Raw genomic sequence first — 23,846 nt, 5'->3', positions numbered from 1 at the left:
ACCGGTAGCGCTGGCGGGCTATTTTTATTACTTATCATACATTTAATGAAAGTGACGTTCCCGGTCAAAGGAGCCATATATTAGAAAAGCCCGCTTAGGGAAACTTAAGCGGGCTTTTGGGTTTATTGACCGGCGATTATGAACGAAAAGCAGACCTTCGTTCTGCGTAGCAAAAGCGCGGAAGATTCGTAGTGGCGATTGACTCAACGATAATAGGCAGGAGCAAGCGAGTATTTTCTCCATTCTTCAACATCGTGACCGGGGATAAGCACAGCGCCGTGTTGTTCAGTTAGCTGTCGCAGTTTTCTGACAGATTGCGCGATATCGCTGGCTGATGTCATGAGTCCGGGAAGTGCCCGCTCATTGTAGTGATCGAGGGTATAAGCCGCATCAATGGCCAGTGTAAAGGTGGTTCCTCCTGATAGCCTGATAAGAAAAGATTGATGCCCGGGAGAATGCCCTGGAGTGAAAATACACTGTAATGTGCCGTCTCCATAAAGGTCATAGTTGTCATCGGAAACGCCATTCAGAAACAACCAGTTAATATCCGGCCGATCGAAATCCTTCCGGCAATATGCGCCGGCGGTGAACCAGTCAGGCGCAAAGGCATACTCGTATTCGAGCCTCTGGACCACATAAGTTGCATGTGGGAAGCGTCCAATAGCGCCGGTATGGTCGGAGTGCAGATGAGACAAAAGTACGTAGCGGATATCTTTGGGTGCGATACCCAATTGTGCGAGTTGTTCTAGGCAACCCTGTCTCTCTGTCATTACCGGCGTAAACTGCTCTACGGCACTTCCCCAATATGCATAAGGGTTTTTTAATCCCTCAACGGCCAGACCGCCGTCTATCACAGTAAAGCCATCGGGATGAGTGAGTAAAAACCACGGAATGGGTATCTCATGGTTTTCCCCCACCCCTTGATTCATCCTGATATTGTGATACTTACACAGCTGTGTTCCAGACTGGAACATAAAGAGTTTGATATCTGACATGCGGACCTTCCATAAAAACGATTGAAATTAGAGCCTATTAGGCCAATACCCAGCCTGGACGTTGAGTTTTCATCATTTTTCACTGATACAGAAGGTATCCAGAACCACTTTTATTTATCGGTAAAACCAATATAATCGTTTTATGGATTTACTCTCTGCAATGCGCATATTCGTAAGGGTAGTCGAACGGGGCAGCATGTCAGCTGCAGCCCGCGATCTCGGTATTGGGCAACCCGCCGTCAGTGAAAGAATAGAAAAGCTTGAAGCACATCTTGGTACTCGTTTGCTACGGCGCAATACTCGTAACATGTCACTGACGCATAGCGGTAACCTGTTTTATGAGCGAAGCAAAACGGCAATTCAGGCGGCCGAACACGCTCTGTCAGTGAACGAGGGAAATCAGGGTCTGCATGGTAAAATCCGGATTGCCACGCCCTTTTCCGCAGGGGAAGCCTTGTTGATGCCTGCGATATTGCGGCTTCAGGAAGAACACCCAGATCTGCAAATTGATCTCATATTTAACGATCGTGTTATCGACCCCGTTACGGAAGGTGTGGATTTATCCTTACGGATTGGCGAGGTTGCGGAAGGTTATTTTGTCGCGCGCCCGCTTGGCACCGTTCGCAGAGTGCTGCTGGCATCGCCCGCTTTACTGGCAAAAAAAGGCTTTCCTCAATCCCCGGATGAATTGATTGATTTTCCCTTTGCTGCCGTTTCAGACACTTTTCTGAATAATCGTATCCCATTAATCACGCCGGGCGGCCAACTATTAAATACGCCCGTTAATGTCACGTTTCGTTCTACGCACTGGCGCAGTGTTCATGCCTTTTTATTGGCTGGCCATGCAATAGGTGTTTTGCAATACCCGGTCTGCAGAAGAGGAATTGAAGAAGGACTGCTAATTCCCATATTAACCGACCACCAGATACCACCTTTTAATGCCCATCTGCTCCTTCCACAGGCAGGCATGATGTCTTATGAAACGCGAGTTTGCGCCTCTCTGCTGGAAGATTATCTCAGGGAAGCCTTGTTGAGCTTCCAGACGGGTCAGTAACGTCCGCGTTTGCCAACGTCAGCCCGTCGTTTCAGACTCGAGACAAAGCGTATCTTTGGCGCACGGGTCATTCGCCACACCGTCGCGCCCGCTCTGAATAGCGACGCGTTATCAGACCTACGAGCTATTTTACGTTTGCATGCCGGGTAAACCTTTGCGCCACCCGGCAACCAATGACTTCTCATTGTTCAGATCGCGGACCGAAGCGTTATGGACGTCAAACGCCGCAACGCCGCAGGATTAGCCCAGCACATCCTGCACACAGGCTTTAAACACTTTAACGCCGAGGGCCAGTGCGTCGCGGTCGAAGTGCATTTCCGGGTGATGCAGCCCTGGCGCCAGGTTAGCTCCCAGCCCCCAGAAGCCCCCCTTCACCTGCGGGCGCAGACGCAGGTAGTGGAAGAAATCTTCACTGCCCGGAGTCGATTTTGGCGCAAGCAGCCCTGCCTCTCCGAACACGTGGCGAATAGCGCGGGAGACCACTTCGGTTGCCTCGTCATCGATGATCGCCGCCGGCATCTCTTTCAAAATACGTATTTCAGCCCGCGCGCCATAGGCTGCCGCGCTACTCTCGATAGCGCGCAACACCTGCGGTTTTAACGTATCCATGGCTGCATTTTCCGCCGCGCGCAGATCCCAGCACACTTGCGCTTTGTCCGGAATAGAGTTGGTGACCCCGGCATCGCAGAGAAAACGCGTGGCTTTCGCGCTCCAGGTCAGCGATGGCGCAAGGTGAATACCCTTGACCGCCTGCACCGCATGCGCTGCAGCATCCAGCGCGTTCACGCCAAGATGAGGGCGTGCCGCGTGCGCCGCTTTTCCATGAAACATAACTTCAACGGTGGCCGAGGCCGAGTAGTACATCGCCGGCACCGCTTGCCCCATTGGGCACTCTTCCAGCGGGCGTAGGTGGAAACCGAGCAGCATGTCGACATCCTCCAGGACGCCGCCTTCGGTCAGGGCTATCGCACCGGTGCCCAGCTCCTCGGCCGGCTGGAAGATAAACTTTAGTTTGCCCTTTTTCACCATGCTCTCCGCCATCACTTCCTGGGCGGCAGTCAACAACACCGAGGAGTGGCCATCGTGGCCGCAGGTGTGGCGTGCTACATGCTCGCCATCAATAATATGTCCGAGTGCATCCATATCAGCACGCAGCGCCAGCACCGGTCCCGGCTTGCCGCTATCCAGAACGGCCAGGATACCGGTAGTTCCATTAACCTGGCGCGTAACCTGGTAACCCACCGCCTCCAGTCCCTCCGCGATATAAGCGGAAGTTTTATACTCTTCGAACCCGAGCTCCGGGATCTGATGCAGGTAATTAAAGTGTTCTAGTGTGCGTGACACATCTTGCTCCTTGGTGTGTTTCATTCAGGCAATAACTCGCATTATCAGCATAGAGATAACCGCGTTGAGAATGCTGACGACCATCAGTAGCGGCCAGTACTTCTTCGGCACATCGGCGACGCCCAAAAGGCGGCCCATATACTGTAGCTGAGAACCCATTAAAAAAATGGCGGGCGCGAGGATAGTGATCTGCCCAATATCCAGCGTGCCTTTGCTCAGCAGGCTGACGGCAACGCCGGTGCCAGCCGACGACGAGAGCCAGGCCGTCAGCAATACGGTTATGGCTTCGCCCGGCAGACCGAATAATCCCATTAATGGCGCGCAAATATGACCAATGACCTGCATTACGCCAAGTAAATTGAGCATTTCAGCAATGACATACGCCATTAATACATTCGGCATCAGGTTATTGATGGCGATATTAAAACCTTTACGCGCGCCGATAACGAAAATATCGAACGGATTACCTGTGACTTTTGTAGTATTACTCATGGGCGAAATCCCTTTTATATAGGGTATTTAATGCCAGGCGGACTATGGCCGCTCCGAAAAATTTCATCACGAACATCAATACCAATGGAATAATTATCGGAATGGTCAGTGAGGCAAACATCGCCGAACCGATAGAGAAATAGTTGTTAATTAAACCGGCACCGGAATATTGCCATGCCCCCATTATCACCACGTCTTTACGGGTAATTTTTTCGCTGTCATACAGCTCTTTGGTGAGTGCTGCGCCCGCATCGGTACTCTGCAAATCGGTGATCAGCGCCAGCCCGGTATACCCCGGGATCCCGAGCAGCGGTTTCAGCAACGGTGTCAGCAGCTTATGTGCGGCGCGGATCGCCCCGTAGTGGGTAAAAATCTCCAGTAGCCCCAACGCCAGCATCACCGTGGGCACCAACGACAGCGCGAAAAGAAAACCGGCTTTCGCGCTGATGCCGCCGCTGCCGATAAAGGTGTTGGTTTCCGGCGATTTCATGGTGCCGAACGCACCGCCAAGCGTAGTGAAGTCGAACGCCCCCAGCCACGCCATACCCTCGACTTTAAAAAAGAAGCCGGAGAATACCAGCAGGACAATAACCAGGGAAAGCCAGGCGCCAGGCCCGACTTTCCACTCATCCGCCGGCTCTTTCTCGGGTTTCTCCAGAATTTTCGATTCGCTCATAATATCTCTCTTTATAATAATCAGATGACAAAACCCTGTGACTAAGCAGGATCCATGCCTGAATAGCTCGCAGATAAAATTGAAACCTTTCGCTGCGATTTTTACTCGCCCTTCCCATAAATGCAGATAACAGATCGAAAATTAATTAATCAAATCACTAACACGCCCAAATAAAAGACCTATCACCATTATTGGGCCCCTTTTTGGTGCGAACTGGCTATTCCAGCAATGTATTTTTATTCATTTCCAGAATCGAGCCATTAATTCTATTATCACTATCCAATCATGATAATAAATATCCGCTTAATGATATTATTGTTGCTCTCAGATCAACAGTTGAGAAGGAAGGTACAAATGTATCAGGACAGACAGGTCGGCTATCTGTATGAAGTGGGCAATCAGGGCGGTATCCGCCGCGCGGCAGATATTCTTGGCGTTAACCCGTCGGCTGTCAGCCGACAGATTGCCCAACTGGAGCGAGCGCTACAGTTGCCGTTGCTGGAGCGGCGCGGGCGAAATGTGGTACTGACCGAAGCGGGACGCCTGCTGGCAGAGGACTATTTTGCCAGCCGCCAGAGGCGCGAGAAGCTGGAAAGCCAGCTCAAAGACCTACGCCATGTGCGCAGCGGTTCAATCTCCTTGTGCATCGGCGGCGGCCTTATCACCGCATTTATCGAAGGCGTCATGAGTGAATTTGCCCGGTCTTACCCTCAAGTTTTTGTCAACATTGTGGTCGGCAGCATGCAGGAGATGCTCAACGATATCGTTAGCGGCGAAGCGGATATGGCGCTGGCATTCGGGCCCATCGGCACACCGGAACTTAAACGACACAGCTTTAAGTGGGGACCGATCTGCGCGATAGTCTCGCCGCAGCACCCCATTGCCGGGCGCAGTAGCATTACCATTGAAGAGCTGGTTGATTATCAGCTAATTGCCTTGACGGAAAACTTCGGCCTGCAACGGCATATGAATGCGATGTTCAAAAGCCTGGGGCTGCAATTTCACCCGGCGTATCGCTGCAACCAGTTTTCCACCGCCATGGCGTTGAGCCAGGCGGGCGTGGGCATTTCGTTTATGACCGCTTATGCCGCCGCCGATCCTATCCGGCAAGGTTCTCTGGTGGCGGTCCCCCTCGATCACTCAATCGCCAACAGCGCCCAGTGCCATCTACTGCGCAGCTCTGACCGGCGTTTTACTCCGGCGGCTCATCATATGTGGCGGCTGCTGCAAACGCATTTCGCGACAAGTAATGCGCCGTGAGATATCTGCGGCAGCCGCAACACCCCCACCGCGCATTGGGCGCACGAGCGGAGGTTTATCGCCAACCCTATATATGATTTTAGAAAAACGCGGCAAATTCTCGGCCAAAGTAAAGCTTGTGACTCATTTAGGCTCGGGATTAAAGAGCGGGTAGATGACGTCACAAGTGTGGCGCCGGCCCCCAAGGTGTAAGCGCTTCAGCCACCGGCGCGTTCATCTGACTGCCAATAAGGAGGTGAACCGAACAGCTCAACGTAATAATTAATGACTGACCTGACGTTGAGTGACGGGTGCCGCGTATTGGGATATATAGCCGAAATGTTCTGTATATCCGTTTTAATGGAAACCTCCATATTCGGCATAAGCTCAATCAGCTCCCCACTCTGCAGTCGTTCACCAATAAGCCAGTCAGGGAAAAGCACTATTCCCATCCCGCCCAGTGCGGCAATAAGCAACGTTTCTGCGTTGTTGGATGACATAAGGGGAGAAATAGGATAGTGGATCCATTCCTCACCCGGCTTGCGTGCAAGCCAGCGGTTAGGCCCGGAAGAGCCCCGGTATACAAGACATTTGTGGCGACTGAGGTCATCCGGCCCTTCGGGTACGCCGTATTTCTTTAAATACTCGGGTGATGCGGCCAGGTGATAAAACTGCCGGCCAAAAACACGGGCGTGGAATGCGGAGTCGGTCAATACACCGATACGAAATATGACGTCGGCGGCATCCCTGTGTGGATCAATATAATCATCTGTCAGCGTAAGTTCGATGTTAAGTCGAGGATACAAGTTCATTAGCCCCGGCAGGCCGGGTGCGACATGCCGCTGACCGAAAAACACAGGGGCATTCATACGTATTAGCCCGGAAGGCTCAAGCGAGCGTTCATTAAGCTCCCTCCGCACATCTTCAAGATTCCCCACCATGGCACGCGCATAGCGAACAAACAGATCGCCATTTTCGGTCGGGATGATAGCCCGTGTGTTGCGATAAAAAAGCTGCTGGCCGAGTATATCTTCAAGTTGATGTACGACGCGTGAAACCTGCGAGGCTGAAATTCCTTCACGACGCGCCACCACGGAAAAATTCTGCGTATCGTACACGTCAATAAAAATAAGCAGAGCGCGAATACTGATCTTTCCCAGGTCATACATTGATGCGATTCCTGCACAGGTGTTTATTGCATTATGGCATTTTTCTCATCACTGAACATGTGTAGCCTTGTCCACCAGTCAATTTGAGAGTATTTGCCATGCAATTTGTATTTATCTTAATCGTCATCGCTGGCGGCATGGGACTGTCCGTCGAGGCAGGATTGCTGGGGCCGCTGGGAGGGAAAGTGGGTGACTTATGGGCAACGTTCAGCGTGTTCGGTGTGGGGGCCGCATTGACCTTTATCCTGATGCTTTTCTTCAGCCCGCGCAACAGCCCGTCCTTCTTTGCGCAACCATCCTGGCAACTGCTGGGCGGCGTGCTCGGTCCCATTTATGTCATTACCCTCACCGTCGCGACACCCGCTATCGGTGTTGCAATGACGATGATTGGCATCCTGGCGGGTCAGGTCTTTAAAAGTCTGATCATCGATCACTTTGGCCTGTTGGGAACGCCACACCGGAAAATAGATACTAAACGCATCATCGCGCTAATTTTTATCATTGCGGCGCTGGTTCTGGTTGCACAGGGTTAAGGTAACGATATGACAATTATCATGATTTTATTAGCGTTTATCGGTGGTGCGATGCTGAGTATTCAGTCAGCCATCAACGGACAGCTTGGTAGCAATGTGGGAGTCTTCAAAAGTGCGTTCCTGACGTTTTCAGTCGGAGCACTGGTTACCGGTTTGCTGATATTCTTCTTTGAACCTAAGCACGCAATCAGTCTGATGGATGTGCCTAAATGGCAGTTACTAGGGGCCATGTTCGGCGTGCCCTATATCGTTATCATGGTACTTGCGGTTCAACGCATAGGTACAGCGGTCGCGACAGTTGCGGTTATTTTCGGTCAATTGACGATGAGTATGCTTATCGACAACTTTGGCTGGCTGGGCAATGCGCCAATTTCATTTTCGATGAGCCGCCTGGGTGCAATTATCTTCCTGGGTATCGCGTTGTATTTCATCTACTCCAGCAGTAAAACCAAGGCCACCCCGACCGGAAAGACGCTGCACCAGGCGGCTTTAAAAGACTCATAGACCTTACGGCCGCAGGAAAAAGACGACAAACGCTTTCACAGCGCATTGATATTGCAATGTCGGCATGGCCCAAAAACGAGGATACTCATCCAGGTTCTGATGGAACAACCTGAATGGGTACCCTCAATGATGCCGGGGCTCTGACTTCCCGCCGTTCAGGAACGGGAATGGGGAGCGCCCGCGTTTCGCTTAAACAAAAAACGCTGATTGCCCGCCCTTTTCACTTCATCCCGGCTGCCTGATCAAACTGCAGTCTGGCTGCTTCGACTTCAGACAATTTATCGAGCGTCCATTGGTGCAGTTCGCGAAAGGGTGTCTGCAAGGTCCGGCCCAGTTGCGTAATTTCGTACTGCACGGCCACAGGCGAGAAAGAGATAACCTGTCGCGAGATCAGTCCATTACGTTCCAGCCGCCGCAGGCATTGCGTCAGGGCCTTCTGCGAAACGCCCTCAAGACGACGTCTGATGGCGTTGAAGCGCTGTGGTTCATCATCAACGACAGCCAGAACCATCATCGACCATTTGTCTGCGATTTGATCGAACAATGCCCGGCTTGGGCAATCCGACGAGAAGCACTGCGGGTGTAAAGTCAGCATGCGGGGGTTTCCTTTGGTATACCTAGGCTACTCAAGGTGCCTAATTGACATCAGGTATATAAAATATACCTAATAGAGCTCCCGACACAATGGAGTTAATTGGTATGTCTCAAAATACATCCAGCATTCTTTTCAGCCCTTTTTCCGTGCGCTCTCTTCGCGTGAAAAACCGGATCGTAATGGCCCCCATGACGCGACTTTTTGCACCGGACGGTATACCGGGAGACGCAAATGCGGCCTACTACCGGCGTCGTGCAGAGGGAGGCGTAGGCCTGATCCTTTCGGAGGGCACCGTCGTTGATCGCCCGGCGTCACGAAACGATTCCGGCATCCCTTTTTTCCACGGAGAAGCGGCACTGGCCGGCTGGAAAAACGTGATTGATGCCGTGCATCATGCGGGTGGCCGCATGGCACCGCAGATCTGGCATACCGGCGCTGCGCGTTATATCAACGGCTGGGAACCGGATGCCCCTGTGGAAAGCCCGTCAGGTTTCGATGCGCCCGGAGATCCACGCGGCGTTGCAATGAATGAAGAAGATATCGCCGATACCGTTTCGGCTTTCGTAAAGGCGGCAACAGATGCCAAACGTCTGGGCTTCGACACGGTCGAAATCCATGGCGCTCATGGATTTTTGATCGACCAGTTCTTCTGGGCCGGTACTAATCTGCGTACCGATCGCTACGGTGGCCCCACAATCAAAGAGCGTACGCGCTTTGCCAGCGAGATTGTCTCTGCCGTTCGTCATGCCGTCGGCCCTGATTTTCCGATTATCATGCGGGTGAGCCAATGGAAGCAGCAGGACTTCGGGGTACGCATTGCCGAAACCCCGGCGGCGATGGAAGCATGGTTGTTGCCGCTAGTCGAGGCCGGCGTCGATATCCTGCACTGTTCGCAACGCCGCTTCTGGGAGCCGGAATTTCCTGAGATTGACGGTGAAAACGGCCTAAACTGTGCGGGTTGGGCGAAAAAAGTGACCGGAGCCGCGACGATTAGCGTGGGTTCGGTTGGCCTGGATAACGATGTTACCCATGCTTTCGCCGGCAAGGGATCGGCTCCTGCGAGCCTGGAGCGGCTCATTGAGCGCATGGAGCGTGAAGAGTTTGATCTCATCGCCGTGGGGCGCGCCCTGCTGAGCGATCCGGATTGGGTAACGAAAGTGGAAAATGACAATTACTCAACGCTGAACGGGTTTAATCCGGCATCACTGGTTGAATTGGTTTAGGACAGCACGGCAGACGTTTCAAATCTATGCATAAAGCGGCCCTGCAAATCAGGGCCGTCATTGCAACGGGATAAAACTGCATCGCGACCCCTCCCCGATTAAAGAGTGATATTGATTCCAAAATCCCTGCAGGTATCTCTCTCGGCCTTTCAAGCACGGCCAGATGAGTTCTGGCATTCTGCCAAGGTTTCACCCTGCGCCATGGTGAAACGCTGTTGTAAAGCGAGGTATTCAGCATTTCTGCCGAGGGAATAGATATGGGTAGCCAACCTTAGGTGGTTTTTTGAGTTTTCGAGGTGTTGGAGCGGCGAACCGTATTTATGATAGGCATCGGCGCTCACCTGCCTGGCAAGTCGCCACAGCTCGCAACTGGATTCAGACATCTCGGTTTTTAGATGATAGATTATGAACGCTAATGTCTTGTATCGCAGGCGATCGCTAAGCGGTCAAACCGAAGAGCGTTCAGGTCTGCCATGAACGGCCGTGGGCCTTAACGCATTGTGCTCACGGCCGCGATTATGCCATTTTAAGGGTTTATAAGATGACTGCGGTTCCTGCAATAATTTAGCCGATATGACAATCTAATTAAGGAGATATTATGCCTGGTATAACCCTGACGCTGTCTGGCTTAAAGAATCAAAAACTAACCCAAAAGTGTGTACTTTTAGCGACTCAAATCACATGCGATGTTTTAAGGAAAAATAGCTTCGAAACTATGGTCATAGTGAGACATGTCGATGATGACGACTGGTTTATTGATGGCAAAAGCCTGGCTGAATGGGGCAAAAATTCGTTTAGACTCGAAGTCACTATCGTGGATGAAACCTGTAGTAAGGACCAGAAATCGGCATACCAAAAAGCAATTTACGACGCGATGGAGCAAGCCATTGGTAACCTGCATCCTCAGTCGAATGTTCATATAATCGACTGTAAAGCGGCTTCATACGGATACACGGGAATCACTCAAGAGTATCGATATCAGCATAAAGACGAGTTTTACAAAGAATAAGTCCATTTATGAGTTTGATGGCAAAGTGGTCTGTGAACCCGAGATACCTGGGCCCGGCTGAAGGTTTCTGTACAGAGTGCATGTTCATCGGTGGCGAGTTGTTGTACCTGATGTCCCAGTGGCGTTGCCTGGCCGTAGCGCGGCTTCAATCGTCATATTGGTATCGGCGAAGCCTGGGCTTTTGTGCAACACATCCGTCTTTAATGCCGATCGGCTTAAACCAGATGCCTATTTCGGCACCAGAGCGGGCGTCACTCACATCCGGTTAGATGAGTAATAAGGCTATGCAATATGAATAAAACTCAAGCCACGCTCTTCAGAACCATAAAGCCGGCCTTCCACATCTTTTAGCCCTGCCGCAAATCGGTTCAGTTAGCCGCCTCTGCCACCCTGGATCCCCGCTGCAAACCTTGTGTACCAAGCCTTCAGACGATGCCGGGCATAGGGGGTCGCCACATCATGAAGATGGCTCATGTGGTAATGAAATTAAGTCGCTTTCACTCATCCCATGGCTCTGGCATAAAAGATGCATTGTTAACGTATTGATTACATGAAGACTGACGAAAGAAAAAACCAGTGATTTCTGGGAAATCAAGAAATAAATGCAGTTTTCATATCAGAACTCAGGATGCAGAACACTATGAATAAAGATTTTACATTTACGCTTAAGAGCAGTGTTTTCGATGAAAACTATAACCCTTCCGAAAATACGCGTATCACCACCAACTTCGCTAATTTGGCCAGAGGAAAGAACCGCCAGGAGAACTTGCGCAATACGTTAGTGATGATTGACAATCGTTTCAATACGCTGGCGCATTGGGACAACCCCAAAGGCGATCGTTATTCTGTCGAACTTGAAATCATCTCTGTCGAGATGAATGTTGACAACAATGGCGACAGCTTCCCAGTCATTGAGATATTAAAAACCAACATTATCGATAAAAAAACTAACAAACGCATTGCAGGTATTGTTGGCAATAACTTCTCCTCTTATGTGCGCGATTATGACTTTAGCGTATTGCTGTCGGCGCACAATAAGAACCAACCTCAATTCAGCATTCCAGCTAATTTTGGCGAGTTACACGGGAATATATTTAAATATTTTATTAACTCAGAGGCGTACAGAGATAACTTTAATAAAAACCCTGTTATATGCCTAAGCGTTTCGAGTAAAAACACCTATTACCGGACCGGTAATGAGCACCCTGTACTGGGCGTAGAATATCAGCAAGATGAACCTTCATTGACCGATGCCTATTTCAATAAAATGGGGTTACAGGTTCGCTACTTTATGCCTAAACATAGCGTTGCGCCTTTGGCATTTTATTTTAACGGCGACTTGCTCAGCGATTACACCGATCTTGAACTTATCAGTACCATCAGTACGATGGAGACGTTCCAAAAAATTTACCGGCCTGAGATTTACAATGCCAATTCTGCGGCAGGGCAATATTATCAGCCAAGCTTGAACCAACAGGATTATTCGTTAACCCGGATCGTTTATGATCGAGAAGAACGTAGCCACTTGGCTATTGAGCAGGGAAAGTTTACTGAAGAGAATTTCATCAAACCATACCAAACTATTCTTGAACAATGGTCTGCTAACTACGCTGCTTGATTAACCAAAACACAGGGTCATCTATTATGAAAAAGTTATTACCGACGTCCACTGCCGGCAGTTTACCCAAGCCCTCTTGGCTGGCACAACCTGAGACACTTTGGTCACCCTGGAAATTGCAGGACCAGGAATTAATTGACGGCAAACAGGATGCCCTGCGTTTGTGCCTGGAAGATCAGCAGCAGGCTGGTATCGATATTGTCAGTGACGGCGAGCAAACGCGCCAACATTTTGTCACTACCTTTATTGAGCACCTCAACGGTGTTGATTTCGAGAAACGCGAGATCGTTAAAATCCGTAATCGCTATGATGCAAGCGTACCGACCGTCGTTGGCCCCGTAAGTCGCCAAAAATCCGTTTTTGTCGAAGATGCCAGGTTCTTGCGCCAGCAAACCGACCAACCGATCAAATGGGCCCTGCCAGGCCCTATGACCATGATAGATACGCTGTATGATAACCACTATAAAAGCCGCGAAAAGCTGGCCTGGGAATTCGCTAAAATTCTCAATGAAGAAGCCAAAGAGTTAGAAGCTGTCGGTGTCGATATCATCCAATTTGATGAGCCCGCCTTTAACGTTTTCTTTGATGAGGTGAACGATTGGGGAATCGCCACATTAGAAAGAGCCATTGAAGGGCTTAAATGCGAAACGGCTGTACACATCTGCTACGGTTATGGCATCAAAGCCAATACGGATTGGAAAAAGACGCTGGGAACAGAGTGGCGGCAATATGAAGAGATTTTTCCAAAACTGCAAAAATCCAATATCGATATCATCTCGCTGGAATGTCAGAACTCCCATGTTCCCATGGAGCTAATGGAACTCATTCGCGGTAAAAAGGTGATGGTTGGGGCCATTGACGTGGCAAGCAATACCATTGAGACGCCGGAGGAAGTCGCCGCGACGCTTCGAAAAGCGCTTCAGTTTGTCGACGCCGACAAACTCTACCCTTGCACTAACTGCGGCATGATCCCTTTACCTCGCGGCGTAGCAAGAGGCAAGCTGGATGCGTTAAGTGCAGGCGCAGAAATCGTCCGCAAAGAACTCTTGGCCAAATAACGTCGCCAAATAGTCGATGGTTTGAAAGCAGCTCAGCCCGGCGTTAGCCGACTGAGCTGTTCTTCGTTGCGATGTTTATGGCGAGGCAACCTACATCACGTATTTATAATATTGCCTCAAAGCGGAAAAGAGGATTACCCAGTCACCTGTTTCAATGCCCACAGGGTTACAGCAACTGGCCGCCAGAAATATCGAACGTTGTGCCGTTTGCCCAGGCCAGGTCCTCAGAGAGGATAGCGGCGACTGCACGGCCTATATCGTCCGGCAGCCCCACACGCCCCAGCGCGATCCCCTGAGCCACAAAATCATTCACCTCTTTATTGTCGCGTACCGCGCCACCGCCAAAATCGGTAGCGATCGCTCCCGGCGCAATGGCGTTAACCCGGATCTGACGCGAGCCTAGTTCTACGGCCATAAAACGGGTCAACACCTCCACTGCGGCCTTCATTGCCGCATACAGGCTGTATCCCGGCAGAGTAAAGCGCACGAAGCCTGAAGAAACGTTCAGGATACGGCCACCGTCTTCCAGCAGGGGTAAAAGCTTCTGCGTCATGAAAATCGGGCCACGAAGGTGGGTAGCGGCCAGCGAATCAAACTGTTCGATGGTCGCATCGGCAAAGTTTGCAAAGAGACCATTGCCGGCATTGTTGATGAGGAAGTCGAAGCGATCGCGGCCGAATCTGGTCTTTAGCGTAGCCGCGACTTCTTCTGAAAAAGCCTGATAGCCGGCGCTGTCCGTAATATCGAGCGACAGCATCGCAGCCTTGCCGCCCAGTGCCTCTATTTCTTGTTTAAGCGTATCGGCTTGCGCAACGCCGCTACGATAGGTGCCGATGATGTGGATCCCGCGTTTCGCGAGGTGAAGCGCTATGTTGCGCCCGAGGCCGCGGCTGGCGCCGGTGATGAGTGCAATCTGATGGGTCATGGGCTGTCTCTTTAAGATTAGGGAGCACCTGCCGGTGCGTTATTGACCACGCCATAATAAGCAACGCCCCCCCTTTCCCCCACGCCTGATAATCTCAATTCATTGCCTGATTGTATCAACCGTCTTGTACGGTATCCGGGCTGCAGTATACTCGGCTCATGAAACATGAACTTGCCCCCCATCTTGATTTAGCCCGGCGCCATGCCCTGTCGGGGACTACTTTTACACCGATCCCGCGCGTGGAACTTTCCGTCGGCCAGGGTTCTGTAGATAAAGCCCCTTGTCTGTATCGCTCAATGATCTGTTTCATTTTGCAGGGCTCCAAGCAGGTGGCGCTTAACGAGCATCTTCTGAGTTACGACAGTAAACACTATCTCATCAGTGCGCTGGACTTGCCTTTAACCGGGCAAATTTTTGATGCGGAAGATGGGCAGCCTTACGTTGCCGTATCACTGGTGTTGGATCCCGCCATACTGTCGGAATTAGCGGCAACCATGCCACCCGACCGCGAGCGCAGGCAAAGTGGCATAGGTATCGTGATAAACCTGATGAATGCGTCACTTCGCGACACCTTGTTGAGATTGTTGTCTCTGCTGGATACGCCAGAGGATATTCCGGTTCTTGCGCCCCTGTTTGAGCGTGAATTGCTTTATCGCCTCCTGCAGGGCCCACAGGGGCAACTGCTGCGTCAGATTGCCCAACCCGAGGGCGCACTGAACAGTATCCGGCGGGCAGTCGCCTGGATCAGAGATAACTACAATACCCGGCTCCGTATCGATGCACTGTGCGATATCAGCGGTATGAGCCGGGCAAGCCTGCATCGCCATTTTCTTGCGATAACAGGCAGCAGTCCCCTTCGCTACCAGAAACAGCTAAGGCTGCAGGAAGCCCGCCAGCTTTTACTCACCGGCGAACATCGTGCGTCGGACGTTGCCTTTATCGTCGGTTATGAAAGTGCATCGCAGTTTAACCGCGAATATTTGCGACAGTTCGGAGCGCCTCCCGGGCGCGACATGCAACAGATACGAGAGGCGATTGATGTATCGACAACAACACAGCGTCACGGTTAGTTCGGGCGTTTGCGAGTCGGGTCCAATATTCTCTCCCGCAGTGCGTTCAACCGGCTCAACACATCCAGTCAGAATGACAGTTTAAGGAAGTAATTTGACCGGATAGGTAACTATCAGGATGCGCAATGGTCGTATAATCGTGTTTTCCGCCATCGATAAGGCAATAACATGAAATTATACAGCCACAGTTTTAAAGACGGTGAGGTCATCCCAGGCAAGAACAGCTTTGCCGTTTATGATCCTGAAAACCGTATTCGTTTATCCGACAACCTCAACCCGCACCTTGCCTGGGAAGACGTGCCGGCAGGCACACAGGCGCTGGTGCTTCTGTGCCACGATCCCGATGTTCCAACCCGTGCAGAAGACGTTAATCAACCGGGGAAAACCGTTTCGGCGTCTCTGCCCCGGGCAGATTTCTATCACTGGTCGCTGTTGAACATTCCGGCGGATCAAGGCGAAATCATTGAAGGCGCTCAGTCCAGCGGCATTTCTGCCAGAGGCAAGCCAGGCCCTTCCGCTCCGGGCGGCCTGACTCATGGCATCAATGATTACACCGCGTGGTTTGCCGGCGATGAGTCGATGGCCGGAACATATTATGGCTATGATGGCCCCTGCCCGCCGTGGAATGATGAATTGGTTCATCATTACATCTTCACGTTATATGCGATTCCGACGCCGGCATTAAACGTAGAGGGGGAGCTGACTGGCGCTAACGTTCGTCGTGCGCTGGAAAACAGCAATGTACTGGCGACGGCCACGCTGACAGGGATCTATACCCTGAATCCGGACGTCCACGTTTAACGCACCGCGAGCCATCAACAGGTAAATCATGACCAGAGAAAGTCGGTTAGTTGTCCCGGATGAACAAGACGCCATGAGCAATGAATCGCTTTCCTGGTCAGACTATTGTGGCCACAATCTCAGCCGCGATAATCTGGTTTCGGTGGCTTATCCGCAGCTCAGGGTGGGGCAAAGCACACCCTCATTTTGCTTCTTCGAACTGACGGTGCTCATCGTACTGGCGGGGAGAATTGAATTTCTGACCTCAGGAGAAAGCCATAGCCTGGCTGAGGCTGCCGCCGTGGGGTTTATAGATCAGGGCGTCATTGCCGATTATACCAAGTACCCTCCGGATAACGGCTCCCCGTTCCGATCGCTGTTTCTGACTTTCAGCGCCGATGTGCTGGAATCTTTTTATCAGTTCTCGCAAAGCCATTTATCTCTCTCGGGTGAGAGAAAGAAGCCGAAATTTACCGCGACGACGCTTAACGGCGCGCTGCGAGAGTCGTTGCAAACGCTGCTGAAAAACCTGGCGCAGCCGAATCTCAGTGATGCAAGAATACGTTTGAGGATATTCGACTTGCTGCTGGTACTGGCAGAACAAAACATTCATTTTGCTCTGCCCCGGCGACAGGGCGTTTTACCGCGCTTAAGCAATCTGCTGCGCGCTTCGCCAGAAACCGACTGGACCGCACGCTCTGCCGGCGAAGCGCTGGCGATGAGCGAATCCACCCTGCGCAGACGCTTACGCGAAGAGGGTAGCCGCTTTGAGAAGCTGCTCGTGGATATACGCATGCACCACGGCCTGATGCTGATACAGACCACCCGCTGGAACATGGCGCAGGTGGCCGATGCCTGCGGCTACAAATCGGTTTCGCGTTTTGCTGAACGATTCACCCAGCGCTTTGGCCTGCCGCCCTCACGGTTGCGCTAGCCTTTTCATCAGGGGCCGGTTAAAGGTTTGCGGCAGATTCCCGGGCCTCTTTGCCCCGCTCGGCATTTTCCGCCCCTTCGCCCTGTATGAGCCCTGTCACAAAATATGAATGAAGTTTTTAGCCTGTAATGAACCGGGCAGTACAGGACAATCTTGTTAACTACCCGTTGCAGCTTATCGCAGCCAATTGTTAACGATTATTCATGCGCCAGGCGCATCAGTTCATGCGTTTATTGCGCTTATTTACTTTATTTTCATGGTCCAGTCTGCATCAACAGGCGCGGCAAAAGCGCTAAAGCAAACTGGAGATAAAGATGCATTCACCTAACGCACCCATGACGACTCGGGCAAGGATCGGCGCGATACTGCGCGTGACCTCCGGCAACTTTCTGGAGCAGTTCGATTTCTTCCTGTTCGGGTTTTATGCCACCTACATCGCCCACACCTTTTTCCCGGCCAGCAGTGAATTCGCTTCGCTGATGATGACCTTCGCGGTCTTTGGCGCGGGCTTTTTGATGCGCCCTATCGGCGCAATAGTGCTGGGCGCATACATCGATAAAGTCGGCAGACGCAAGGGGCTGATTGTTACCCTGTCGATCATGGCCGCAGGGACCTTCCTGATTGTCCTTATCCCGTCCTATCAGACGATTGGCCTCTGGGCACCGTTGCTGGTGCTGGCCGGCCGTTTATTGCAAGGCTTCTCTGCGGGCGCCGAGCTGGGCGGCGTATCGGTTTACCTGGCTGAGATCGCCACGCCAGGCCGTAAAGGCTTTTACACCAGCTGGCAGTCCGGCAGCCAGCAAGTGGCCATTATGGTGGCTGCGGCGATGGGCTTCGCACTGAATGCCTTCATGGAGGAAAGCGCCATTCGCGAGTGGGGCTGGCGTCTGCCTTTCCTGTTCGGCTGCCTGATTGTGCCTTTCATCTTTTTCCTGCGCCGCAAACTGGAAGAAACCCAGGAGTTCACCGCCCGCCGCAACCACCTGGCGATGCGCGACGTGTTTAAAACCCTCCTGGCGAACTGGCAGGTGGTTATCGCCGGCATGCTGATGGTCGCCATGACCACCACCGCGTTTTATCTGATCACCGTCTATGCGCCGACCTTCGGTAAAAAAGTGCTGATGCTCAGCGCCTCCGACAGCCTGCTGGTGACCCTGCTGGTGGCGATCTCCAACTTCCTTTGGCTGCCGGTAGGCGGCGCCCTTTCGGACCGTTTTGGCCGCAAGCGCGTCCTGGTGACCATGGCGCTGCTGGCGCTGGTCACTGCCTATCCGGCACTTAGCCTGCTTGCCGAAGCCCCCAGCTTTTCGATGATGCTGACGGTACTGCTGTGGCTGTCCTTCCTCTACGGCCTCTACAACGGCGCCATGATCCCGGCGTTAACCGAGATCATGCCGACGGAGGTCCGGGTTGCCGGTTTCTCGCTGGCCTACAGCCTGGCGACTGCCGTCTTTGGCGGGTTTACGCCGGTTATTTCTACCGCACTGATTGAGTACACCGGCGATAAAGCCTCACCCGGCTACTGGATGAGCTTTGCGGCGCTATGCGCATTACTGGCGACGCTTTATCTGTACCGCCGCAGCACGTTGTCACTACAAACCGCACGTTAAATAAGGGATTACGTCATGCAAAAAATTTATCGTTCACTGCTCGCCACGCTGGTGCTTTCCTCTGTCAGCACCGGAGTGCTGGCCAAAGACGTGACCGTCATGATTTCAGGCGGGTTTAAAGCCGCACTGGAAAAACTGGCCCCGCAATTTGAAGCCAAGAGCGGCGACAAAATCATTTTGATTTCCGGCCCTTCTATGGGGAAAACCCCCCAGGCGATCCCGGCGCGTCTGGCTCGCGGAGAAAAGGCCGATGTGGTGATTATGGTGGGTGATGCGCTGAAAAACCTGGAAAAGGATAACTGGATCCAACCGGGTTCGCGCGTGGAGCTGGCCGACTCGCCAATTGGCATGGTGGTCAAGCAAGGCGACCCCAAACCCAATATCCAAAAGGATAGCGATCTGCGCAATACCCTGCTGCAGGCCAAATCCATTGCCTATTCGGACAGTGCCAGCGGCCGCTATGTCAGCGACCAGCTGTTCAAAAAACTGGGCATCGAAGATCAGGTGAAAGAGAAAGCGCACATGATTGAGCGCATTCCGGTGGCATCCGAGGTGGCGCAAGGGAAATATGCGGTAGGTTTCCAGCAAGTGAGTGAATTGCTGCCGGTTGCGGGCGTCACCTTTATTGGCGAGCTGCCTGACGATGTGCAGTACATTACCCGCTTTGCCGGCGCGGTCACCGCCAAAGCGGAACACCGCCAGGAAGGCAAAGCGCTACTGGATTTCCTGTCTTCCGCCGAGGCGCAAAACACCATTCGCGCCACCGGGATGAGAGCCGTGAAAGCTGAACAGCCGGTTAAACAGCGTGATACTGTTCAGTGATCAGCTTTTCCAGCTCGGCGGCAACGTAGGACTGCATGCGCCCGCTGCGCCTGATCAGGCCAACAGTGCGCTTTACCACCGGGTCGGTCAGCGGCAGGTGCGTCAGCACCGAATGCTCTGACGCCGGCATCGACATGGCGGGCACGGCGGCAATGCCGACGCCCGCTTCAACCATGCCCAGCATGGTCGTCACATGGCGGGTTTCGCAGATGCTGGGGCGCTCCGGAATAATGTGCTCCAGCATCTGATCGAGCAGATTGCGGTTACCGGACGTCTTATCCAGCCCCACATAATCCTGCTGATAAAACTCGCGCCAGGTCAGGCTTTTTTTACTGGCGATGGGATGATCGCGCCTGCAGGCAGCCACGTAGACATCCCCCACCAGCGGCAAAAATTCGATATTGGGTTGCAGGCTTGTCGCGAAACAGATGCCGAAATCCGCCTGCCCGCTGGCAACCGCTTCGATGACGTTACCCGCACTGCTGTCGATAAGCTTGACGCGTACCCGTGGGTAGCGGGCCTGGAAACGGCGGATCACGTCGGGCATGAAATAGTAGGCCGCCGAGGGCACAGTAGCGACGGTGACCAGCCCCACGCGATCCTGACTGACCTTATTGATATCCGCCAACACCAACTCGACATTCGCCAGTAGCTGATCCGAACGCCCGGCAAAGGTCTGCCCATATAGCGTCAGCGTGACGCGTCGGGTGGTTCTGTCGAACAATTTAATCCCCAGCGCGGATTCCAGTTTCTCTATCCTGCGGCTCAATGCCGACTGCGAAAGACAGATGGACTCCGCGGCAAGCCGAAAATTGCCGTATTCGACCAGCGCTCGGAAGGCATAAAGATCGTTGAGATCAAAATTCACGGGCATAGCGGCAGACAATCCTTTCAGGGGCGACAAGGGCGTAAAGGAGAGATGATAGCCGCTTATTGGGCAACGGCAACCTTTTAGACACCGATCGACAGCCTCCTCTGACCTCATGCTCTGGTTGCGTTTGCACGTTAAGACGCTTGCAAATCCCCATCGCATGCCATTCAAAGTGCCGTTCGCCGGTAATAAAGCCCCCAGGGCGTGAATTCACGCGTTTAACGGGGGCCAATGGTGAAATCCGCTATTTAAAGCGGATTGAAATTCACTTCCACGCGGAAATGGCGAATGTCCCTTCGGGTTTCACCGGCAGATACTTATTATAGTAATCCAGGTAATTCTTTACCGGATCCACATCTTTAAACTGCTCTGGGTAAAGTGATTTGGCAATAAACTGAATCATGGCGAAATCGGAAAGCGTTCTGGATGCGCCCTGGTATACGCCGAAGAGCTGTTTGTTTTTTATCGCCGGCAACGCGGCCCAGCCATTGCGCGCAGAGAAACCGATAAGCTGCTGAGTGGCCACGTTTTTATCAACGCCAACCCCCATTGATAGTGCCGACGAAATCTTGTTGTTTTCTCTTCCCGAGATAAAAATCGCATCTGGCATCGCAACGAGAACCTGCTCTGGATTAATGACGCCCCACCACTCAAAAAGTGATGCCGCTATATTATCCGCGCCGGCGAGCTTCAGCATCGCCCCCCACATGTTCTCGCCATAGGTAAATGAATATTCACCAGGTCCCTTATTGCCAAACTCAATATAAACCTTGGGCTTCTTCAGACCCGAGCTATTTACTCTGCGTTGCACATCAGCAATATTATTGGCGTAAAGGTCCGCGAGTTCCTGGGCCCGTTTTTCTTGCCCTGTCAGTATGCCGAATATTTTTGTAGAGCTGACGTGTTTTTCTACCGTTTGCGCATTGTAGTCGATCACAACCACCGGGATTTTCAACGCTTCAAGGCGGGACACTTCATATTTCAAAGCGACATACTGCCACTGAGCCAAAATGACCACGTCAGGTTTTAACGCTATGATATTCTCAAGCGAGATATTATGGAGATCGACTTCACCAATATCGGCGATACGGCCAAGGGACGGCATATGTTTAATATACATATTCCAATTGGCGGGGACTTTCCCCCGCCATGCTTCACGCGAAATACCTATTACGTGTTCGAATGCGGCTTCCCCGCCCACCGCCATGTAATCTTCAAAATTAAACCCTAAAATAGCCCGCTTTACAGGCGTATCGACCGTAACCTGCCGCCCCATAACGTCTGTGAAGGTCGTGCTGGCTGCATTAGCGATGCCGGACACCGTTAAAAAAACGGTGAACATCATAAAGGTGATTAAATTGCGAACGCCCATAAAATGAAAATCCTCAGGATTTGGGTTCAATCTTAGAATAATTTATTCTATTTTCTTGAAATCAAGATGTAAATGATAATAATTTCTATTAAAATTAACATCAACTGCAATCGCCGCACCCTTTAGATTTTGTGTAAAAAAACCAGCCTCATCATCAAACCCAGCATCTCTAACCAGCCAGAAAAACAAAACCAGCATAGAAAACCGCAGCAAAACAAAAATCAACATGCTGATTTAGAATCGGAAAGGGATCCCTGTTTACGCAGTTAAAGAGGGTTTAAATGGCCATGGCGAAAATATCACCCTGGCCTAAACCATCGATGAATCAGCCGGTTGCAGCGGTTTGCCTTTAAACCGGCACGGGGTCGAGAAACACGTAAAGCCGGGCGATCTTGCCGCCGACGATCTCGACAACATCAACCCCGGTTATCGCCGGTGGCCCCTCTTGCGGCCCGAAATGCCAGCGCATGCGGCCAACGCCGTGATGCCCAACCGCCGGCCCGAAGGTGCCGAAAACAAAGCCCGGAGGCGCCTTCGATAAAACCGCGTCGACGACCTGTTCGATACCTTCATACCCGCTCGCTTCGACGTCGGGTTCGTAAACCCGAACGTTTTCGGTATAGATATCTCGGATCGCCGCACGGCGCTTCTCCGCATCTTGCTCGGCGAACACGCGATGGATAGGCGCCTGCATTACGGCGTCGTAATCGATAAAGGTTTCCCTGGATATGCTCATGATTGACCTCTTGGTTAAGTGAGTACTGCGCTTGAACGTTCAGTATTGAACAGGGGGTAGATTCAGTTCGGCTTGCTCCGCGCCCCCGGCGGCAGGCGCGTTGGGGCGGTATGTTCGAGCATCCAGCCGGGATATTCCGGCGCCAGCTTGCCGGCCTCGTCGAGTGCGGCAAGGTCCTCGGCGTCCAGTTTGAGATCAACGGCGGCCAGATTCTGTTCAAGCTGCTCGAGCCGCTTCGCGCCGGTGATCACCGACGTGACGAAAGGTTTGGACAATACGTAAGCCAGTGCCACGCCGGCGATGCTGGCGTTATGTTTATCGGCCACCAGTCGCATCGCAGCCATACAGGCACTTGCCCGCCCCCCATCGACAGGAGGAAAATCAAAGGTTGCGCGCCGCCCTCCGCTCGCCGAGCCGGGTTCAAATTTGCCGGTAAGCAAGCCCCCGGCAAGCGGCGACCAAACCATCAGCCCCATTCTCTCTTCGGCCAGCATCGGCGCGATCTCCCGTTCCAGGTCACGGCCTGCAATGGAGTAATAAGCCTGCAAGGTTTCAAAGCGCGCAAATCCGCGACGCTCTGCAATGCCCTGCGCCTTGGCGATGCGCCAGGCCGGCCAATTCGAGACGCCGATGTAACGCACCAGGCCGCGCGAAATGAGATCGTCGAATGCCCGGAGCGTCTCTTCCAGGGGGGTTATCGGGTCGTTGGCGTGTACCTGATAGAGATCGATGTATTCCATTTGCAATCGCGCCAAACTCGCCACGACCGAATCCATGATATGCCCGCGCGAAACGCCCCGATCGTTAGGGCCGGAACCGGATGGATTGAAGACTTTGGTCGCAATGACCACGTCTTTGCGTTTAACGCCGAGGTTCTTCAACGCCTGGCCCAGCATCTGCTCCGACTTGCCGTGGGTATAAACATCGGCGGTATCGAAGAAATTCACGCCCGCAGCCAGACTGCGTTTAACCATCTCGTCAGCCGTTGCCTGGTCCATGCCGGCGATGTCTTTATAGAGCCCTTCCTGCCCCGATGGGCCGAATGTCATGGTGCCGAGGCAAAGCTCGGACACGAAAAGCCCCGTATTGCCCAATGGGTTGTAACGCATGGCGACCTCCGAACTCCGTGGGGCCAGCCCTTCTGGCTCCCGGAGAGGCGACTATGCGTCATTCTATTTTTGTCATAAAGTATGCCAATCGAAACCCATAGTTATCGA

The 23,846-nt window shown here is 52.4% G+C and carries 25 protein-coding genes; 13 read left to right on the top strand and 12 right to left on the bottom strand.

What is annotated here, in order from left to right:
* Nucleotides 1-203: 203 nt before the first annotated feature.
* Complete coding sequence (gene attM / locus JK621_RS25100; RefSeq protein ID WP_212558135.1) at nucleotides 204-995, bottom strand: AttM family quorum-quenching N-acyl homoserine lactonase; 792 nt, start codon at nucleotides 993-995, stop codon at nucleotides 204-206.
* Between the two features lie 160 nt (nucleotides 996-1,155).
* Between attM and JK621_RS25095 the strand changes: the two genes are divergently transcribed.
* Nucleotides 1,156-2,049 carry a LysR family transcriptional regulator gene (locus tag JK621_RS25095; RefSeq protein ID WP_212558134.1) on the top strand — a complete coding sequence of 298 codons (894 nt, stop codon included), beginning with the start codon at nucleotides 1,156-1,158 and terminating at the stop codon, nucleotides 2,047-2,049.
* 240 nt (nucleotides 2,050-2,289) lie between these two features.
* Here JK621_RS25095 and JK621_RS25090 read toward each other — a convergent pair whose 3' ends face one another.
* The 3 genes from JK621_RS25090 to JK621_RS25080 are packed head-to-tail and all read right to left on the bottom strand — an operon-like array spanning nucleotide 2,290 to nucleotide 4,561.
* Entirely contained in the window at nucleotides 2,290-3,393 is a 1,104-nt protein-coding gene (locus tag JK621_RS25090; RefSeq protein WP_212558133.1) for a M20 peptidase aminoacylase family protein, read from the bottom strand.
* Nucleotides 3,394-3,417: 24 nt separating this feature from the next.
* Nucleotides 3,418-3,885: a YjiG family protein gene (locus JK621_RS25085; RefSeq protein WP_212558132.1), complete on the bottom strand. Its 468-nt coding sequence runs from the start codon at nucleotides 3,883-3,885 to the stop codon at nucleotides 3,418-3,420.
* On the bottom strand, nucleotides 3,878-4,561 hold the full coding sequence (locus JK621_RS25080) for a nucleoside recognition domain-containing protein (protein ID WP_212558131.1): 684 nt from the start codon (nucleotides 4,559-4,561) through the stop codon (nucleotides 3,878-3,880). Before JK621_RS25080 ends, JK621_RS25085 begins: the two co-directional genes overlap by 8 nt.
* Nucleotides 4,562-4,915: 354 nt before the next feature.
* On the opposite strand from JK621_RS25080, the gene JK621_RS25075 reads away from it, so the two are divergent.
* Complete coding sequence (locus tag JK621_RS25075; RefSeq protein WP_212558130.1) at nucleotides 4,916-5,821, top strand: LysR family transcriptional regulator; 906 nt, start codon at nucleotides 4,916-4,918, stop codon at nucleotides 5,819-5,821.
* 197 nt (nucleotides 5,822-6,018) lie between these two features.
* On the opposite strand, the gene JK621_RS25070 is transcribed toward JK621_RS25075, so the two are convergent.
* A complete protein-coding gene (locus JK621_RS25070; protein WP_212558129.1) occupies nucleotides 6,019-6,969 on the bottom strand; it encodes a LysR family transcriptional regulator in 951 nt (316 codons plus the stop codon).
* Nucleotides 6,970-7,067: 98 nt separating this feature from the next.
* Here JK621_RS25070 and JK621_RS25065 point away from each other — a divergent pair, with 98 nt between their 5' ends.
* Entirely contained in the window at nucleotides 7,068-7,502 is a 435-nt protein-coding gene (locus JK621_RS25065; RefSeq protein WP_212558128.1) for a DMT family transporter, read from the top strand.
* Between the two features lie 9 nt (nucleotides 7,503-7,511).
* Nucleotides 7,512-8,006: a DMT family transporter gene (locus JK621_RS25060; RefSeq protein ID WP_212558127.1), complete on the top strand. Its 495-nt coding sequence runs from the start codon at nucleotides 7,512-7,514 to the stop codon at nucleotides 8,004-8,006.
* Between the two features lie 220 nt (nucleotides 8,007-8,226).
* Here the strand turns inward: JK621_RS25060 and JK621_RS25055 are convergent, their stop codons facing one another.
* A complete protein-coding gene (locus tag JK621_RS25055) occupies nucleotides 8,227-8,601 on the bottom strand; it encodes a winged helix-turn-helix transcriptional regulator (protein WP_212558126.1) in 375 nt (124 codons plus the stop codon).
* 104 nt (nucleotides 8,602-8,705) lie between these two features.
* On the opposite strand from JK621_RS25055, the gene JK621_RS25050 reads away from it, so the two are divergent.
* The 4 genes from JK621_RS25050 (at nucleotide 8,706) to JK621_RS25035 (ending at nucleotide 13,509) form a co-directional block, all read left to right on the top strand.
* On the top strand, nucleotides 8,706-9,824 hold the full coding sequence (locus JK621_RS25050) for an NADH:flavin oxidoreductase (protein WP_212558125.1): 1,119 nt from the start codon (nucleotides 8,706-8,708) through the stop codon (nucleotides 9,822-9,824).
* Between the two features lie 598 nt (nucleotides 9,825-10,422).
* Nucleotides 10,423-10,833, top strand: a complete 411-nt coding sequence (locus tag JK621_RS25045) for a tautomerase family protein (protein ID WP_212558124.1) — start codon at nucleotides 10,423-10,425, stop codon at nucleotides 10,831-10,833.
* Between the two features lie 640 nt (nucleotides 10,834-11,473).
* Nucleotides 11,474-12,451: a DUF1852 domain-containing protein gene (locus JK621_RS25040; RefSeq protein WP_212558123.1), complete on the top strand. Its 978-nt coding sequence runs from the start codon at nucleotides 11,474-11,476 to the stop codon at nucleotides 12,449-12,451.
* A gap of 26 nt (nucleotides 12,452-12,477) precedes the next feature.
* Entirely contained in the window at nucleotides 12,478-13,509 is a 1,032-nt protein-coding gene (locus JK621_RS25035; RefSeq protein ID WP_212558122.1) for a methionine synthase, read from the top strand.
* A gap of 166 nt (nucleotides 13,510-13,675) precedes the next feature.
* On the opposite strand, the gene JK621_RS25030 is transcribed toward JK621_RS25035, so the two are convergent.
* Entirely contained in the window at nucleotides 13,676-14,434 is a 759-nt protein-coding gene (locus tag JK621_RS25030; protein WP_212558121.1) for an SDR family NAD(P)-dependent oxidoreductase, read from the bottom strand.
* 158 nt (nucleotides 14,435-14,592) lie between these two features.
* Between JK621_RS25030 and JK621_RS25025 the strand changes: the two genes are divergently transcribed.
* The 5 genes from JK621_RS25025 (at nucleotide 14,593) to JK621_RS25005 (ending at nucleotide 19,650) form a co-directional block, all read left to right on the top strand.
* A complete protein-coding gene (locus JK621_RS25025) occupies nucleotides 14,593-15,504 on the top strand; it encodes an AraC family transcriptional regulator (protein ID WP_212558120.1) in 912 nt (303 codons plus the stop codon).
* 168 nt (nucleotides 15,505-15,672) lie between these two features.
* The gene (locus JK621_RS25020; protein ID WP_212558119.1) at nucleotides 15,673-16,305 is read left to right on the top strand and encodes a YbhB/YbcL family Raf kinase inhibitor-like protein; all 633 of its coding nucleotides are present in this window, start codon (nucleotides 15,673-15,675) and stop codon (nucleotides 16,303-16,305) included.
* 28 nt (nucleotides 16,306-16,333) lie between these two features.
* Entirely contained in the window at nucleotides 16,334-17,218 is an 885-nt protein-coding gene (locus JK621_RS25015) for an AraC family transcriptional regulator (protein ID WP_212558118.1), read from the top strand.
* A 314-nt stretch (nucleotides 17,219-17,532) separates the two neighbouring features.
* Nucleotides 17,533-18,828, top strand: a complete 1,296-nt coding sequence (locus JK621_RS25010; RefSeq protein ID WP_212558117.1) for an MFS transporter — start codon at nucleotides 17,533-17,535, stop codon at nucleotides 18,826-18,828.
* A gap of 15 nt (nucleotides 18,829-18,843) precedes the next feature.
* A complete protein-coding gene (locus JK621_RS25005) occupies nucleotides 18,844-19,650 on the top strand; it encodes a substrate-binding domain-containing protein (protein WP_212558116.1) in 807 nt (268 codons plus the stop codon).
* Here JK621_RS25005 and JK621_RS25000 read toward each other — a convergent pair.
* From JK621_RS25000 to JK621_RS24980, 5 genes are all read right to left on the bottom strand, one after another.
* Nucleotides 19,625-20,524 (bottom strand): LysR family transcriptional regulator, encoded by a 900-nt coding sequence (locus JK621_RS25000; RefSeq protein ID WP_212558115.1) that lies wholly within the window; start codon nucleotides 20,522-20,524, stop codon nucleotides 19,625-19,627. The two genes, JK621_RS25005 and JK621_RS25000, sit on opposite strands and share 26 nt — an antisense overlap.
* Before the next feature lie 262 nt (nucleotides 20,525-20,786).
* Nucleotides 20,787-21,893: an ABC transporter substrate-binding protein gene (locus tag JK621_RS24995; RefSeq protein ID WP_212558114.1), complete on the bottom strand. Its 1,107-nt coding sequence runs from the start codon at nucleotides 21,891-21,893 to the stop codon at nucleotides 20,787-20,789.
* A 42-nt stretch (nucleotides 21,894-21,935) separates the two neighbouring features.
* Entirely contained in the window at nucleotides 21,936-22,091 is a 156-nt protein-coding gene (locus tag JK621_RS24990; protein WP_212558113.1) for a hypothetical protein, read from the bottom strand.
* Nucleotides 22,092-22,242: 151 nt separating this feature from the next.
* Nucleotides 22,243-22,629, bottom strand: a complete 387-nt coding sequence (locus tag JK621_RS24985; protein WP_212558112.1) for a nuclear transport factor 2 family protein — start codon at nucleotides 22,627-22,629, stop codon at nucleotides 22,243-22,245.
* Nucleotides 22,630-22,691: 62 nt separating this feature from the next.
* Nucleotides 22,692-23,738: an aldo/keto reductase gene (locus tag JK621_RS24980; RefSeq protein ID WP_212558111.1), complete on the bottom strand. Its 1,047-nt coding sequence runs from the start codon at nucleotides 23,736-23,738 to the stop codon at nucleotides 22,692-22,694.
* Nucleotides 23,739-23,846 lie beyond the last annotated feature (108 nt).

The organism is Serratia plymuthica (assembly GCF_018336935.1).
Lineage (GTDB): Bacteria > Pseudomonadota > Gammaproteobacteria > Enterobacterales > Enterobacteriaceae > Serratia > Serratia plymuthica_B.
Note: the sequence above shows the minus strand (reverse complement) of the source record. Positions and strands in the feature narration are given on the sequence as shown.

Excerpts from the sequence above, each read along its gene's own strand:
- JK621_RS25085 (WP_212558132.1), bottom strand. The coding sequence starts at position 3,885 with ATGAGTAATACTACAAAAGTCACAGGTAATCCGTTCGATATTTTCGTT.
- attM (WP_212558135.1), bottom strand. The coding sequence starts at position 995 with ATGTCAGATATCAAACTCTTTATGTTCCAGTCTGGAACACAGCTGTGT.
- JK621_RS25020 (WP_212558119.1), top strand. The coding sequence starts at position 15,673 with ATGAAATTATACAGCCACAGTTTTAAAGACGGTGAGGTCATCCCAGGC.
- JK621_RS25095 (WP_212558134.1), top strand. The coding sequence starts at position 1,156 with ATGCGCATATTCGTAAGGGTAGTCGAACGGGGCAGCATGTCAGCTGCA.
- JK621_RS25080 (WP_212558131.1), bottom strand. The coding sequence starts at position 4,561 with ATGAGCGAATCGAAAATTCTGGAGAAACCCGAGAAAGAGCCGGCGGAT.
- JK621_RS25045 (WP_212558124.1), top strand. The coding sequence starts at position 10,423 with ATGCCTGGTATAACCCTGACGCTGTCTGGCTTAAAGAATCAAAAACTA.
- JK621_RS24985 (WP_212558112.1), bottom strand. The coding sequence starts at position 22,629 with ATGAGCATATCCAGGGAAACCTTTATCGATTACGACGCCGTAATGCAG.
- JK621_RS25055 (WP_212558126.1), bottom strand. The coding sequence starts at position 8,601 with ATGCTGACTTTACACCCGCAGTGCTTCTCGTCGGATTGCCCAAGCCGG.
- JK621_RS25040 (WP_212558123.1), top strand. The coding sequence starts at position 11,474 with ATGAATAAAGATTTTACATTTACGCTTAAGAGCAGTGTTTTCGATGAA.
- JK621_RS25050 (WP_212558125.1), top strand. The coding sequence starts at position 8,706 with ATGTCTCAAAATACATCCAGCATTCTTTTCAGCCCTTTTTCCGTGCGC.
- JK621_RS25060 (WP_212558127.1), top strand. The coding sequence starts at position 7,512 with ATGACAATTATCATGATTTTATTAGCGTTTATCGGTGGTGCGATGCTG.
- JK621_RS25000 (WP_212558115.1), bottom strand. The coding sequence starts at position 20,524 with ATGCCCGTGAATTTTGATCTCAACGATCTTTATGCCTTCCGAGCGCTG.
- JK621_RS25065 (WP_212558128.1), top strand. The coding sequence starts at position 7,068 with ATGCAATTTGTATTTATCTTAATCGTCATCGCTGGCGGCATGGGACTG.
- JK621_RS25005 (WP_212558116.1), top strand. The coding sequence starts at position 18,844 with ATGCAAAAAATTTATCGTTCACTGCTCGCCACGCTGGTGCTTTCCTCT.
- JK621_RS25075 (WP_212558130.1), top strand. The coding sequence starts at position 4,916 with ATGTATCAGGACAGACAGGTCGGCTATCTGTATGAAGTGGGCAATCAG.
- JK621_RS25025 (WP_212558120.1), top strand. The coding sequence starts at position 14,593 with ATGAAACATGAACTTGCCCCCCATCTTGATTTAGCCCGGCGCCATGCC.
- JK621_RS25035 (WP_212558122.1), top strand. The coding sequence starts at position 12,478 with ATGAAAAAGTTATTACCGACGTCCACTGCCGGCAGTTTACCCAAGCCC.
- JK621_RS25030 (WP_212558121.1), bottom strand. The coding sequence starts at position 14,434 with ATGACCCATCAGATTGCACTCATCACCGGCGCCAGCCGCGGCCTCGGG.
- JK621_RS24990 (WP_212558113.1), bottom strand. The coding sequence starts at position 22,091 with ATGCTGGTTTTGTTTTTCTGGCTGGTTAGAGATGCTGGGTTTGATGAT.
- JK621_RS25070 (WP_212558129.1), bottom strand. The coding sequence starts at position 6,969 with ATGTATGACCTGGGAAAGATCAGTATTCGCGCTCTGCTTATTTTTATT.
- JK621_RS24980 (WP_212558111.1), bottom strand. The coding sequence starts at position 23,738 with ATGCGTTACAACCCATTGGGCAATACGGGGCTTTTCGTGTCCGAGCTT.
- JK621_RS25010 (WP_212558117.1), top strand. The coding sequence starts at position 17,533 with ATGCATTCACCTAACGCACCCATGACGACTCGGGCAAGGATCGGCGCG.
- JK621_RS25015 (WP_212558118.1), top strand. The coding sequence starts at position 16,334 with ATGACCAGAGAAAGTCGGTTAGTTGTCCCGGATGAACAAGACGCCATG.
- JK621_RS24995 (WP_212558114.1), bottom strand. The coding sequence starts at position 21,893 with ATGGGCGTTCGCAATTTAATCACCTTTATGATGTTCACCGTTTTTTTA.